At 64.7% G+C, this 13676-nt stretch carries 12 protein-coding genes; 7 read left to right on the top strand and 5 right to left on the bottom strand.

Going from position 1 to position 13676, the window contains the following annotated elements; translation table 11 throughout:
* The first annotated feature begins 77 nt into the window (after positions 1–77).
* The 5 genes from ACSE4D_RS00490 (at position 78) to ettA (ending at position 6611) form a co-directional block, all read left to right on the top strand.
* Positions 78–1775, top strand: coding sequence for a dynamin family protein (locus ACSE4D_RS00490; RefSeq protein ID WP_436326414.1), 1698 nt, complete (start codon positions 78–80; stop codon positions 1773–1775).
* A complete protein-coding gene (locus tag ACSE4D_RS00485) occupies positions 1772–3352 on the top strand; it encodes a GTPase (RefSeq protein ID WP_436326413.1) in 1581 nt (526 codons plus the stop codon). Before ACSE4D_RS00490 ends, ACSE4D_RS00485 begins: the two co-directional genes overlap by 4 nt.
* A gap of 171 nt (positions 3353–3523) precedes the next feature.
* Positions 3524–4195 (top strand): single-stranded DNA-binding protein, encoded by a 672-nt coding sequence (locus tag ACSE4D_RS00480; protein WP_436326412.1) that lies wholly within the window; start codon positions 3524–3526, stop codon positions 4193–4195.
* A gap of 77 nt (positions 4196–4272) precedes the next feature.
* Positions 4273–4881 carry a DUF6993 domain-containing protein gene (locus ACSE4D_RS00475; protein WP_436326411.1) on the top strand — a complete coding sequence of 203 codons (609 nt, stop codon included), beginning with the start codon at positions 4273–4275 and terminating at the stop codon, positions 4879–4881.
* Positions 4882–4928: 47 nt separating this feature from the next.
* Positions 4929–6611, top strand: coding sequence for an energy-dependent translational throttle protein EttA (gene ettA, locus ACSE4D_RS00470; RefSeq protein ID WP_135538607.1), 1683 nt, complete (start codon positions 4929–4931; stop codon positions 6609–6611).
* Between the two features lie 161 nt (positions 6612–6772).
* On the opposite strand, the gene ACSE4D_RS00465 is transcribed toward ettA, so the two are convergent.
* Positions 6773–7021 carry a hypothetical protein gene (locus ACSE4D_RS00465; protein WP_135538605.1) on the bottom strand — a complete coding sequence of 83 codons (249 nt, stop codon included), beginning with the start codon at positions 7019–7021 and terminating at the stop codon, positions 6773–6775.
* On the bottom strand, positions 7018–7926 hold the full coding sequence (locus ACSE4D_RS00460; protein WP_436326410.1) for an acyl-CoA thioesterase: 909 nt from the start codon (positions 7924–7926) through the stop codon (positions 7018–7020). The genes ACSE4D_RS00465 and ACSE4D_RS00460 overlap by 4 nt, the downstream gene beginning before the upstream one ends.
* 83 nt (positions 7927–8009) lie before the next feature.
* On the opposite strand from ACSE4D_RS00460, the gene ACSE4D_RS00455 reads away from it, so the two are divergent.
* Positions 8010–8564, top strand: coding sequence for an acyl-CoA thioesterase (locus tag ACSE4D_RS00455; protein ID WP_436326409.1), 555 nt, complete (start codon positions 8010–8012; stop codon positions 8562–8564).
* The gene (locus ACSE4D_RS00450; protein WP_436326408.1) at positions 8561–9229 is read left to right on the top strand and encodes a hypothetical protein; all 669 of its coding nucleotides are present in this window, start codon (positions 8561–8563) and stop codon (positions 9227–9229) included. The genes ACSE4D_RS00455 and ACSE4D_RS00450 overlap by 4 nt, the downstream gene beginning before the upstream one ends.
* 78 nt (positions 9230–9307) lie before the next feature.
* Here ACSE4D_RS00450 and ACSE4D_RS00445 read toward each other — a convergent pair whose 3' ends face one another.
* From ACSE4D_RS00445 to pepN, 3 genes are read right to left on the bottom strand one after another with little or no spacing between them, the layout of a single operon-like run.
* Entirely contained in the window at positions 9308–9712 is a 405-nt protein-coding gene (locus ACSE4D_RS00445; RefSeq protein ID WP_436326407.1) for a globin, read from the bottom strand.
* Positions 9696–10856 carry a mechanosensitive ion channel family protein gene (locus ACSE4D_RS00440; RefSeq protein WP_135538597.1) on the bottom strand — a complete coding sequence of 387 codons (1161 nt, stop codon included), beginning with the start codon at positions 10854–10856 and terminating at the stop codon, positions 9696–9698. Before ACSE4D_RS00440 ends, ACSE4D_RS00445 begins: the two co-directional genes overlap by 17 nt.
* 12 nt (positions 10857–10868) lie before the next feature.
* The gene (gene pepN / locus ACSE4D_RS00435) at positions 10869–13535 is read right to left on the bottom strand and encodes an aminopeptidase N (RefSeq protein ID WP_436326406.1); all 2667 of its coding nucleotides are present in this window, start codon (positions 13533–13535) and stop codon (positions 10869–10871) included.
* Positions 13536–13676: the final 141 nt, after the last annotated feature.

The following is a 13676-nucleotide window of genomic DNA, read 5'->3' as shown; positions in this document are numbered from 1 at the left end:
CATGCTGTGAGCAATTCGGCGCTGGCACGGCGTGGCAATTGGAGCCGAGCTGGGAAAACATAGAGAGTGGGAGCGTGATGACAGAGAGCAAGAGTGCCGTGACGCCGCCGGTCGGCCAAGCGCTGAACGATATCGTCAAACGCGTCTCTGAGACGCGCTTCCCGCTGCGGACCGGTGACTTCGAAGACGCTCGCGGCGCGCACGCGGCGCTGACCGCAGAGCTCAATGACTACGTTCTGCCCCGGATCAACCGCTCCCGGACCCCGTTTCTCATCGCGGTCGGCGGATCGACCGGTGCCGGGAAGTCGACGTTGGTGAACTCCCTCGTGGGGCGGGCTGTCAGCCCCGCCGGAGTGCGTCGTCCGACGACGGGCAACCCGGTTGTCATCCACAATCCCGCCGATGCCAAGTTCTTCGAATCCGAGCACTATCTGCCGGATCTCCCACGCAGCAGCGACCCGGAATCGGCGGTGCCCGGCGTCGTCATGGTCGCCGATGAGAACATCGCCCCGGGCACAGCGATCCTCGACTGCCCGGACATCGACTCGATCTCCGAGACGAACCGTGCACTCTCACGCAGGACCCTTCTCAGCGCCGATCTGTGGCTGTTCGTCACCACGGCCAACCGCTACGCCGATGCCGCCCCTTGGGCGCTGCTGAAGACGGCCGCAGCCCGTGACACTTCCGTTGCCATCGTCCTCGACCGGGTTCCGCCCGAGGCGAATCGCGAAGTCAGGCACCATCTCTCAAGCCTGCTCTCGGACGCCGGACTGGCGAACTCACCGATCTTCTCCGTGGCCGAGCTCGAACTCGAGAACGGTCTGCTGCCGCATTCGGCGATCTATCCGATCCGTTCCTGGATCTCTCAGGTCGGTGCCGAAGGAACGTCTCTCGAGCGCATCCGGACACGCACCCTCACCGGCGCGGTCGCTGCGCTGCCTGCCCGTGTCCGCGAGCTCGCCGACTTCGCACAGTCGCAGGAACAGGCGCACGCCGCACTGGCGGGATCCCTCGAGGAGAGTTTCCGCTCGGCCGATGCGGGGCTGGCCGAAGTGTTCTCGGACGGCCGTGTGCTCCACGGCGAGGTCAATGCTCGTTGGCAGGACTTCGTGGGTACGGGGCAGCTGTTCCGCGGCCTCGAGCCGACGATGGCGCGGATGCGCGATCGCATCTCGGCGGCCGTGACCGGCAAACACGATGCGGCGACCCCGCTGCATGTCGCGATCCTGCGCAGCGCCGCTGTGTCGCTGCGTGAGCAGGCCATCGCTGTGGTCGACGACGTCAACACCGAATGGCGCAATACCGCGGCAGGTGCGGCCCTCATCGAGGATCAGGCCGAACTGCGGCAGGTCGCCAGCGGTCTTGAGGAGTCAGTGAAGGCCGCCGTCAGCGCGTGGTCGGACGACGTCAACGCGCTGGTGCGCGACATCGGGCAGGGAAAGAAGTCCAAGGCCCGGATCCTCTCCTTCGGAGTGGCAGGTGTCTGCGCGGTCGTCGAATATGCGGCGTTCTCGGACCCGCAGCGTCCGCTCGGCAAACAGCAGAGCGCACGCCAGGGTGCAGGAGTCGCCGTCAACTTGGCTGAAACGATCTTCGGCGAATCCGAAGCCGCCGGCATCATCGCCTCGATCCGCCAGCGCTTCTTCGACGCTGCGACTGGAATCGTGAGAGGCTGCCGGACCCCGTTCGACAACGCTCTGAGAATATCCGCGGTACCGGCGCGGCAAGCGGGCGCGCTGCGCGCCTCCGGTGAACGACTTGAGGTGGCATTGTGAACAGTTCTGCACAGACCGAGATCCGACGACTGGCCGAAGGGATCCGGCATTCGCTGTCGCTCAATGAGGACAAACTCGCCGGAGACGTTCGAGCCGATGCCCAGAATCTGCTCGACCGGGCCGAGGACCGATTGGGCCTGGGCGAGGACTTCACCGTTGTCGCCTTCGCGGGATCGACCGGTTCGGGCAAGTCTTCGCTGTTCAACGCGGTGGCAGGTCTCGAGATCGCCCGCGTGGGGGTTCGGAGGCCGACGACGTCACGGCCGACAGCCTGCGTGTGGGGAGACGGCGGAAACGACGTCCTCAACTGGCTGCATGTTCCCGAACGCAGCCGCACCTGGCGCGAATCCGCCCTCGACGGTGACGACCAGCGCCGACTGCACGGACTCATCCTCCTCGACCTGCCCGATCACGATTCGACCGCGGTCGAGCATCGGGTCGAATCCGATCGTCTGGTCGGCCTCGTCGACGTTGTGTTCTGGGTCGTCGATCCGCAGAAGTACGCCGATTTCTCCCTGCACTCGGAGTATCTGACGAAACTCGCCGAGAACAGCGCAAATATGGTCGTCGTCCTCAACCAGATCGACAAGCTCAGTCCGGAAGAGCAGAAGGCGGCGGCCGACCATCTGCGACAGCTGCTCAATGAAGACGGTCTCAGCGCAACGAATGTGCGCGTCTCCTCTGCAGCGACCCGTGAGGGCATTCCCGAGCTGCGCAGCATCCTCGCCGATACCGTCGACTCGAATGAAGCGGCCGCCGAACGACTGCTGGCGGATATGCAGGCCATGGCCAAACGGATCCGGAAGGAACTCGGCGAGCCCGTCGCCCCTCCGGACGAACTGCCAGGAGCTTCCCGCCTCGTCGAGACGATGTCCGATGCCGCCGGCGTCGACGCCGTGGCGCAGACGGTTCACGATGATTACATTCGTCGTGCCTATCGCAAGACCGGGTATCCCGTTCTCGCGTGGATGCAGCGCAATGCTCCGGATCCACTCGGCGCCAAGCACGGACAGGACCGTGACGAACTCGTCCGCGCCTCGGTCCCGGCGACCACCAAGGCGCAGAGTGCGCACGTGCGATTGATGGCCCACGAACTGATCACCGAATCGGTGTCGACGATGCCCCGAGCGTGGCAGAACGACGCCGCCGAAGCGGAGAAGAGAAGCACAGACGAGCTCTCCGACAACCTCGACTCGGCCATCACCGCTGTGGAGATCACCCGGCGTCGTCCCGGTTGGTGGTCGCTTGCACACACCCTGCAGATCGTCTTCTTCATCGCCACGATCATCGGAATCGTCGGTGTCGTCGCCTCCGCCCTGGCCGCGGCGATCGGTTCCGGAACGCTGCCGGCTTGGTGCTGGGTGGTGAGCATCGGACTGCTCGTGATCGGTGTGATCGGCTCCGTGATCACCTCGCTGATGGCGAAATCGGCGCGGAACAGAGGGGCCAGCGAAGCGGGTGCCGAAGTCGACGCCAGACTGCGGGACGCGGTCGGTCAGGTTGCGCAGAGCTCCTACCTCGAACCGGTGAAGGCTGTCATCGGTGAGCATCGGCGGGCATACGAAATGCTCACCTGAGACTTCAGCGCACAAAGAGTGCGACTCGGTCTCCTGTGCCCTGTGGATGGAAAAGCGTCATCCACAGGGCATTTTCAATCCCTGGACGGGGGAGGACGGTTCCGGGCTGACTGGAGGACCACGCGACCGCCGAGGATCGCGTGCCGCCATCCAGTCGAAGAGGAGACACCGATGTCCGCCATTCCAATCACCGTCACCGGCACCATCGCCACCGAACCCACTGCTCGCACGCTGCCGTCCGGGCGGGCCTGTGCGTCCTTCCGCCTTGCCGTCAATCACTGGAGAGTCGACAGAGGCACCGGGGAATTCATCAACGACGGCACCTCCTGGTTCGGCATCGACTGCTACGGAGATCTGGCCAGCAATTCCTCCATGTCGCTGGGCAAAGGCACCGCGGTCATCGTCACCGGCAGTCTGCGCAACCGCGAGTGGGAAACCGAAGAGCGAAGCGGCGTCGCCCCGACCGTCGTCGCCGACCACATCGGTCCCGACCTGCGCTACGGAACCGCGCACTACCGGAGGGCCAAGGGACAGGACCGGACAGAGAATCAGTCGTCGAAAGCGTCGGAGGACACCGGCACGGCTGAGAGCGATGGCTGGGAGGGCCTCGGTTCTCCTTCTGCAGCCGAGGTGGCGACTGCTGCTCGCACGACCGGTGCCGGTGAGCGCGCATCGTCCGATGCCGACACCTCGGTCGCTGAGGGGGAGGCGTCGGCGGCTGAAAGCGATGGAGCCGACCAAGAGGGAACGGGCAGCAGCGCTGCGACGGGCGACAACGACGGGCCCAGCGCGGACGATACCGCGATCGCGGCAGTGACCGCTGCCGCGGCGGCGCCGTTCTGATCGATTCGCTGCCACCGCCAGCCGCCTCGATCGGTTAAAGTGAGACTGTCAATCGTCCCCTCTCGCCGAGGTTTCAGATGCGTCTTGTTCCTGTGCTGGGTGCCGCAGCACTGACTCTGGCATTGTCGGGCTGCTCCCTTCTGGGCTTCGGCGGCGACGACGCCAAACCCGAACCGAAGACGACTCACGCTGCTCCCGTGGCCGAGGTGGACAAGGTGCTCAAGGCACTCAAACCGATCACGGGGGACAAGGACTCGGTCCCGTCGACGAAGAAGTTCTTCACCACGATGCTCGACGCCGGTTACGAGCCCGATCAGCTCGAAGCCACACTCGACGCCTCGCCATTGGGCAACGATGTCCCCTCGAAGATGTTCGGAGTCAAGACCGACAAGGGCTGCGTCGTCGGAGAGATCCGGTCGGGGAAGGCGACGGCAGAACTCGTGGAGCCCACAGAGTCGACGGGTTCCTGCCTGTTCGGCGAGGTCGACAGGCCGAAGGGGGTCAAGGCTCCGAAGGGGGAGAAGCGGGACGAAGAAGGTGACTCCAACGGCAAGGGCCACCTGCCGGGGGAGGATATCAACGGCAAGGACGAGCCGACAGAGACTCCGCAGCCGAGCGAGGATTCTCCAGGCTCCGACGGCAGTTCCGGTTCCTCGGACGAGGCCCCTTCGCTCGGCGGCGGCTGAACGCCAATTAACGCTTGAGCGCGCGGAAACGATAGCCTGAGGACACTATGGCCGAATTCATCTACACCATGCACAAAGCGCGCAAAGCGCACGGTGACAAAGTCATCCTCGACGATGTATCGATGTCGTTCTACCCAGGAGCGAAGATCGGTATGGTCGGCCCCAACGGCGCCGGCAAATCGACGATCCTCAAGATCATGGCGGGACTCGAGCAGCCCTCGAACGGCGAAGCTCGACTCAGCCCCGGTTACTCCGTGGGCATCCTTCTGCAGGAACCGCCCCTGAACGAAGAGAAGACAGTCCTCGGCAACGTCGAAGAAGGCGTCGGCGAGATCAAGGCGAAGGTCGACCGCTTCAATGCGATCTCCGAGGAGATGGCCAGTCCCGATGCGGACTTCGACGCCCTCATGGAAGAGATGGGCAAGCTCCAGGAAGCCATCGACGCGGCCGACGCGTGGGATCTCGACTCGCAGCTCGAACAGGCGATGGACGCTCTGCGCTGCCCGCCGCCGGATGCCGAGGTCTCGGTGCTCTCCGGCGGTGAGCGCCGCCGCGTGGCCCTGTGCAAGCTCCTCCTCGAGAAGCCGGACCTGCTGCTTCTCGACGAGCCGACGAACCACCTCGATGCCGAATCCGTGCTGTGGCTCGAGCAGCACCTGAAGACCTACCCGGGAGCGGTCATCGCGATCACTCACGATAGGTACTTCCTCGATCATGTCGCCGAATGGATCGCCGAGATCGACCGCGGTCACCTCTACCCCTATGAGGGCAACTACTCGACCTACCTGGAGAAGAAGCAGGAGCGCCTCCAGGTCCAGGGCAAGAAGGACGCCAAACTCTCCAAGCGGCTGAAGGACGAACTCGAGTGGGTGCGTTCGAATCCGAAGGCGAAGCAGACGAAGTCCAAGGCACGTCTGGCCCGCTATGAGGAGATGGCCGCAGAAGCGGAGAAGACCCGCAAGCTCGACTTCGAAGAGATCCAGATCCCTGCCGGTCCCCGCCTCGGAGATGTCGTCATCGAGGCCGATAACCTGCAGAAGGGCTTCGACGGTCGTCAGCTCATCGATGGTCTGAGCTTCTCGCTGCCGCGCAACGGCATCGTCGGTGTCATCGGACCCAATGGCGTCGGTAAGACGACGCTGTTCAAGACGATCGTCGGGATTGAAGAGCTCGACGGCGGCGATCTCAAAGTCGGCGACACCGTCAAGCTCTCCTATGTCGACCAGTCGCGCGGCGGAATCGACCCGGACAAGAGCCTGTGGGAAGTCGTCTCCGATGGACTCGACTTCATTCAGGTCGGTGCGGTGGAGATGCCTTCGCGTGCCTATGTCTCAGCGTTCGGATTCAAAGGTCCGGACCAGCAGAAGAAGGCCGGCGTCCTCTCCGGCGGTGAGCGCAACCGTCTCAACCTCGCACTCACCCTCAAACAGGGCGGAAACCTCCTTCTCCTCGATGAGCCGACTAACGACCTCGACGTCGAAACCCTGGGTTCCTTGGAGAACGCGCTTCTCGAGTTCCCGGGCTGTGCCGTGGTGGTCTCCCACGACCGGTGGTTCCTCGACCGTGTGGCCACACACATTCTGGCGTGGGAAGGCACCGAGGAGAATCCGGCGAACTGGTACTGGTTCGAAGGCAACTTCGAGTCGTACGAGAAGAACAAGGTCGAACGCCTCGGTGAGGATGCGGCGCGACCGCATCGGGTCACGCACCGTCGTCTCACCCGCGACTGAGCCTCACCGGCCGCAGCCGCCGATTCTCCACAGAAGTGCCTCCGCCCGGTGGCGGGGGCACTTCTGTGTCCGGTCAGCGCTGATCGAATGATTCTGCTGCTCTGTTCGGCTCTCAACCGGCGTGCGCAGATCGTCGACTGGCCGCTGACCGAGTGTACGGTTCAGCGTTCGGATGGGCGCAGAAGCGCTCCGAGACCCTTGAACAGGAGGCGGATGAGAACTGTGCCGATGACCCCGCTGATGACCGACAGGATCGCGCAGACCCCGATAGGCAGATCGGTTCTGCCGTTGAGCGCGGCGAGGGTGAGGAGCGCGATGACGATGAACAGGGCCACGTTCACCAGGCGGCTGAGGATCGTGCCGATGACGTCCATCATCGTCGGGTCGCTCGGCATCGGATCGTTCTTCACCGGCTCTCCTTGACCCGGACCATGCCCTCCTGCGCCACCGTGGCCAGCAGCGTCCCGTCCTGGGAGAAGATCCGTCCGTAACCGAGACCCCGTCCGCCCTGTGCCGCCGGTGACTCCTGAACGTAGAGCATCCACTCGTCGACCTTGACCCGACGATGCCACCACATGGCGTGGTCGAGGCTGGCGACCCGCAGACCGGGGCTCCTCCACGTCAGCCGGTGATGACGGAGAACAGGTTCGAGGAGGTTGAAGTCGCTGGCATAGGCCAAAGCTGCGGCATTGAGGACGGGGTCGTCGCCGAAGGGGGCACTGGCCCGGAACCATGAATGCTGCTCGGTGATCGAAGGATCGGAGACCCCTGAGGTGTGCAGGGACGGTTCGACCGGGCGGACTTCGAAGGGACGTTTGCGCAGCCAGTCGGTGACGACCGCCGAATCCTCGTCGCCGATGTAGTCGAGCAGCTCCGGGCAGTCCTCGGGAGCCGGCAGACCTGTGGGCATCAGCTCGGCGTGGTCGAGACCGGGCTGTTCGTCCTGGAACGAGGTGCTCAGCGAAAGGATCGGCGCGCCCTTCTGATAGGCGTGGACGCGCCGGGCCGAGAACGAACGGCCGTCGCGCAGGCGCTCGACACCGAATTCGATCGGTTCGCTGACATCCCCGGCACGGAGGAAATAGCCGTGCAGGGAATGGATGAGCCGGTCGGAGGGCAGAGTCGCTGCCGCCGCGATGACGCACTGGGCCAGCACCTGACCGCCGTAGACACGACCATCGGGTTTGTACTGGCTGTGGCCGATGAAGAAGTCCGTTTCGCTCGACGCCGAGGCGAACTCGAGCCGCTGCAGATCGAGGATGTCATGCAGCGTCGCCACGTTGGTCTCTGCTTCGGTGGATGCTTCTTCGGTCATAGCTCTCTCCCTGCAACGCCGGTGACTTTTTCGCGTACGGTCCACGATCCTATCGCGTGGGACACCGAGTCGATAAAGGTGGCATGATGGGAAGCATGCACTCAGGCGCCACCGATCCACTGCTCGATGACTTCACCCGTGTACTGCTGGAGCTGAGATGGGGCGATATGGATGCCTACGGGCATGTCAACAATGTCACCCAGCTCAGGCTGCTCGAAGAGGCTCGTGTACGCGCGCTGGGATCGCCGACCCACAGCTCCGATGCTCCGACGACGCCCGGCCGGCACGGAGTGTCCGATGCTGTCAGCGGGGTGAAGATCCCGACGATCTTCGCTGACGCATCGGCGACGACCGAGCTGCTTGTGGCCTCCCACGCGATCGAATACCGCGCACCGATGCCCTACCGCACCGGACCCGTCGCGGTCGATCTGGTCATCAGCGAAGTCAGGGCCGCCTCGGTGACGGTCGGCTACACCATCTGCGAACCCGACGGTTCGCAGGTCTACACGGTCGCCGAGACCGTCATCGTCTTCATCGACATCGCCAGCGGCCGACCGCGTCGCCTCAGCGAAGCCGAGACCGCAGCGATGGAATCCGTCCTCGGCACCGCCGTTCCGCTGCGGAGGGCACTCCGATGACCACATTGCAGATCGCCGACCCGCTGGCGATGCGGGATCTCGCCTCTTTCACCACCCTGGCCCACCGTGCCGATTCCGACGGTGCGATGCGGCTGCAGGTCGTCTCCAACGTCCTCGCCGCCTCCGTGGCGCCGCTGTTCCCCCACGGACTGGGCGATTCGACGCCCCTGGTCCTGGCCATGCGGACTCTGCGCCTGCATGATTCCGAGCTCGACGGACTGGACGAAGCAGTGCCGCTGTCGAACCTGCTCGACCGCTTCGCTCGGGAGGAGAACGGCACGGCTCTGCCCGTGCCCCCGAACTCCGTGCTCGTCTCGTGGACGGGCATCGCGCCTCCGCGCGGAGGATGGCAGCCAACGGACACGATTTCGGTGGGCGGTCTGCACGAGACCGCAGCACAGGGTGTGGCCGAGATCAGCAGCGGAGCGCCGGAAGGTTCCGGGGCTCACGCGGTCAAGGCGCTGCGCTCCCGAATCTGGTCGCGCGAGATGTCCGGCGACCAGGGTACGGCCGTGCCCAGCGGGCTCGCCTTCGCGGCCACGGCCCTGCGTTTCATTCCTGCGGCAGGACGCGATGATGACCGCGAACTGACCATCATGGAATCCGCGGGATGGCTGCGTCTCGTCACTCCGGGCGGGCACCTGCTCACTCGGATCCGCGGCTGAGCCGAATCGTGCCCACCCGCCTTCGACGCTGAGCCAGCGCTCGCTGAGCGGCGCCTTCGACGCTGAGTCGGAGCTCGCTCAGCGGATGTTCGGATTGGCCGTATTCACCATCGCCGTCGCGGCTCGCTGGAAGTAGTCCCAGAAGATCTCGTCGTAGAGCGGGGCCAGAGCGACATCGTCGAGTGCCGCACGCATGCAGCGCAGCCACCGGTCACGGGCATCGAAGTCGATCGGATAGTCCAAATGACGCATCCGCAACCGCGGATGCCCCCGTTCCTCCTGATACGTCGATGGACCCCCGAAGTACTGTTCGAGGAAGGTCTGCAGGCGATGCTTCGCGCCCTCGAGCTCGTGGCCGTCAGGGTACATGGCGATGAGCTGAGCATCCGCGTCGACGTGCTGGTAGAACACATCGACGAGACGGCTGAAGGTTTCGTGGCCTCCGACGGCGGCGAACACCGAATCGTCAGTCGTCTGCGTCATCGTTCGATCCTTCGCTCGGGGAGTCTTCCTGGACGGTGCTGCGGATCTCCTGGTCGCTGGGAAGCGCCGAGGGCTTGTCCTCGGCGGTCGCAGTCGACTTCGTCGGTGCGGCACCGACGGTGCTCTGCGCACGCTGGGCAGATGAGTCCGCGCCGGTCGTGGAAGCAGCGGTGGTGGCGGCATCCTCGGTGGTCGGCAGTGTGCGCAGGACCGTCTCCTGCATCATACCGATCTGTCCGCCGCGCTCGGCCAGCTGGGTCATGAGTTCGGCGCGGAATGCGCGTTCGACCATCCACTGCAGGTTCGGTTTGGTTTTGACCATTGTGCGGATGACTCGGTACGAACCGGACAGGGACTGGACACCGGCGATCTCCGGGTCTTCGAGCATCGCCTTGGCGATCTCGGGGTCCTGCTTCAGCTTGTGGGTGATCTGTGCGGCCATCTCGCGGAAGTCGTCCATCGAGGTCCGGTAGTCGATGGGGATGTCGAGGACCGCGCGAGCCCAGCCCTGCGACAGGTTGCCCACGCGCAGGATCTCACCATTGCGCACATGCCACAGGGTGCCGGTGAGGTCACGGACCTGAGTGCGGCGCAGACCGACGTCCTCGACCTCGCCGACGGCCTCACCGAGGTCAACGGTGTCACCGATGCCGTACTGGTCCTCGATGACGATGAAGAACCCGGAGAGGTAGTCGCGGACGAGCTCCTGGGCACCGAAGGCGATGGCGACACCTGCGATACCGGCAGAGGCGAGGATCGGGGCGATGTTGAAGCTGAGCGCGTCGAGGATCATCAGCGCAGCGATCACGCTGATGAGGATCGTCGTCACCGACGACAGCATCCGTCCCACGGTCCTCGCCCGCTGCGCACGGCGCTGCTTGATCGTCTGCTGATCGATCCCGGTGCGCTGCGCTTCCATCGCCGTGGCCGAGAACTTCGCGAGACCGGCACCTTCGGCCTTCTCGCTGCCGACCGTGCCCTTGGCCACCGCCGTCGTGAAACGACGGATGAAGAGACGCACGATGAGATTGACGATGATGGCACCGACGATGATGACGGTGATCCGCAGCGGGGCTCCGAGGAGGAAGGACCAATCGAAGTCACCTGCGGCTTGAACTGTGGATTCCAATGGATCAGAAGTCATGGTGCCCCGAGACTAACGCGCGAGGTTCAACGATCCCTTGGAAGCGCTGGACACCCGCTGAACCCGCAGCGCCCTCTCGGCATCGGCGAGGTTCTCTCGCATCAGCCTCAGCAGGCCCTTCGGAGCCGAAGGGTGGTCATCGAGCCAGCGTCGGGTCGCCTCGACTGTGTCGGAACTCACCGGCGGGAACAGACGCACTGTCATCGTCTGAGCCATCTCCAGGGTTCGAGTCTCCCACCAGCCTGCGACGCGGGCGAAGTACTCGTCTGCGAAGGGACCCAGCGGAGCCGCCGCGGCGATGCTCTCACCCGACGACGTCTGCAGACCCGTGGCGAATCCCAAAGCGAGGGCGCTGAGTTCGGAGTTCGGCAGATCGGCCTCCTCGACGAGGCGGGTGAACGCCCACGACTTCGCTTCCGTCGTCGGCCGGGAGGCACGAGCGGTTGCGGCCCGCCGGACTCCGGTGGCGCTGGGATCCTTGCGGCTCATCGCCTCGAGCGCAGCCTCATCTGCGCCGTCATGGGCGCAGAGGGCGACGAGGATGTCCCAGAACAGATCCGTGTCGATGGCGATCCCGTGAACCCTCTCGGTCTCAGGCAGCAACCAGGACCGCAGCCGGTCGAGCTGGCCGGTCGTGGTTGCGTGCTTGACGAAGCCCTGGACGAACTGGAACGCCTGATCGGTGCCTTCGTCCACGGTTTCGAGGAGTTCGAAGAAGCGATCGGCCAGCCGGGCGTGCATCGCCTCGCGCTGCTGCGGCGGCAGATACGCCGAGACCGCGGTCTCGAGCTGGCGCATCTGCGTGAGCAGACCAGAGGAATGCGTGATCGCCCCCAGATGGGCGGTGATGGTGTCGATGTAGTCATGGACGGGCCGTTCACCGTCGCGGACCTCATCCCAGAGAGTAGCGAGGATGAGCAGCTGGGTGAGCGAATCGTCGAAGTCACTCAGACGCTTGGCAGCGGTGTCCATGCTGTGGGCGTCGAAGCGGACCTTCGCGTAGCTGAGGTCGGCGTCATTGACGACGATGACGTCGGGACGGGCCAGCCCTTCGGCCTCGACCACCTCGGCGGATTCGGAATCGATGTCGAGGGAGAAGGAATGGGTGCGCACCATGCGGCCGGTCTCGGACTCGGAATAGAAGCCGATGGCAAGACGGTGGGGCCGCAGCGACGGGGTGGGCTGTCCTGCGATCTCCCACGGACGCTGTGTCACCTGCAGACGCGTGATGACTTCGCTGTTGCCTTCAGCCGCGGGGTCGGACTCGGTCTCGACGGCAGCTTCGAGGAGGTTGACGCCGGATTCCTCGAGCCACAGCTTCGACCAGCTGGCCAGATCCCGCCCCGAGGTGGCCTCGAGCTCGTCGAGGAGGTCGGAGAGTTCCGTGTTCGACCACGCATGTTTGTCGAAGTAGCGTCTGAGTCCGGCGAAGAACTCCTCCCGCCCGACCCAGGCCACCAGCTGCTTGAGCACCGAAGCGCCCTTGGCGTAGGTGATGCCGTCGAAGTTGACCTCGACATCGGCGAGGTCTTCGATGGGCGCGACGATCGGGTGGGTGCTCGGCAGCTGATCCTGTCGGTACGCCCACGACTTCTCGATCGTGGCGAAGGTCGTCCATGCGTCGGCGAACTCCGTCGCCTCGGCGGTGGCCAGCGTCGACATGAATTCGGCGAAGGACTCGTTGAGCCACAGATCGTTCCACCAGCGCATGGTCACGAGGTCGCCGAACCACATGTGCGCGAGTTCATGGAGGATGGTCACCGTGCGTCGTTCGACCAATGCCTCGGTCGGCCGCGACCGGAAGACGTAGTTCTCCAGGATCGTCACGGCCCCGGCGTTCTCCATCGCTCCGGCATTGAACTCCGGCACGAAGAGCTGGTCGTACTTCTCGAACGGGTAGGCGATCCCGAACTCCCGTTCGAAGAACTCGAAGCCGGCCTTTGTGATGCGGAACAGTTTGGCCGAGTCGAGGTGCTCAAGCAGCGAAGCCCGGCAGTACAGGCCCAAGGGCACGATCGAACCGTCCGAGGACGTCAGCTTCGAATGCACGGACCGGTAGGGGCCGGCGATGATGGCAGTGATGTAGGACGAGATCGGCGTGGTGGGAGCGAACTGCCACACGGCCGTCCCCTCGACGGGCTCCTCGTCGAGCTCGGCGAAGGTCTCCTTCGGGCTGCTCGGCGTGGGGGTGGGGGAGTTCGAGACGACCGTCCACTTCTCGGGAGCGATGACGGTGAAGGAGTACGGGGATTTGATGTCGGGCTGCTCGAAGACGGGGAAGACGCGGCGGGCGTCGGGGACTTCGAATTGGGAGTACAGGTAGACCTCGTCGTCGATCGGGTCGACGAAGCGGTGCAGGCCCTCACCGGTATTCATGTAGTAGAAGCGGGCATCGACGATGAGTTCGTTCTCAGCGGCCAGGCCGGGCAGAGTGATGCGCGCCGGTCCGACCACCTCGGCGAGGTCGAGGTCGACGTCGTTGAGACGCACGCGCTCGACACTGGCGGTGATGGCGTCGATGAACGTCGACGAGTCCGGCACCGCGGTGAAGCGGATCCGCGAGCGGACGCGGAAGCTCTCACCGACTCCCGTGAGGATCAGGGTGTGATCGTAGCTCGTGACGTCCACGAGGGCGGAACGTTCGCGGGCTTCATCGCGGGTGAGGTTGTATTGCGGCACAGTGTGGCGACCTTCGCTTCGGGAACCGGGTGTACTGGGTCATTCTTTCATGGACACGTCATCGGGCAAGGACCTCGGCTCCGATGCCCGTGATTCGATCGCGTTCCCCGTACCCGCTCGGCCTTGATAGATTGAACAGCG

The organism is Brevibacterium sp. FAM 27836, from assembly GCF_051351055.1.
In the GTDB taxonomy this organism is placed as follows: Bacteria; Actinomycetota; Actinomycetes; order Actinomycetales; family Brevibacteriaceae; genus Brevibacterium.
The sequence above is the reverse complement of the archived record's forward strand: the minus strand, read 5'-3'. Positions and strand labels throughout refer to the sequence as shown.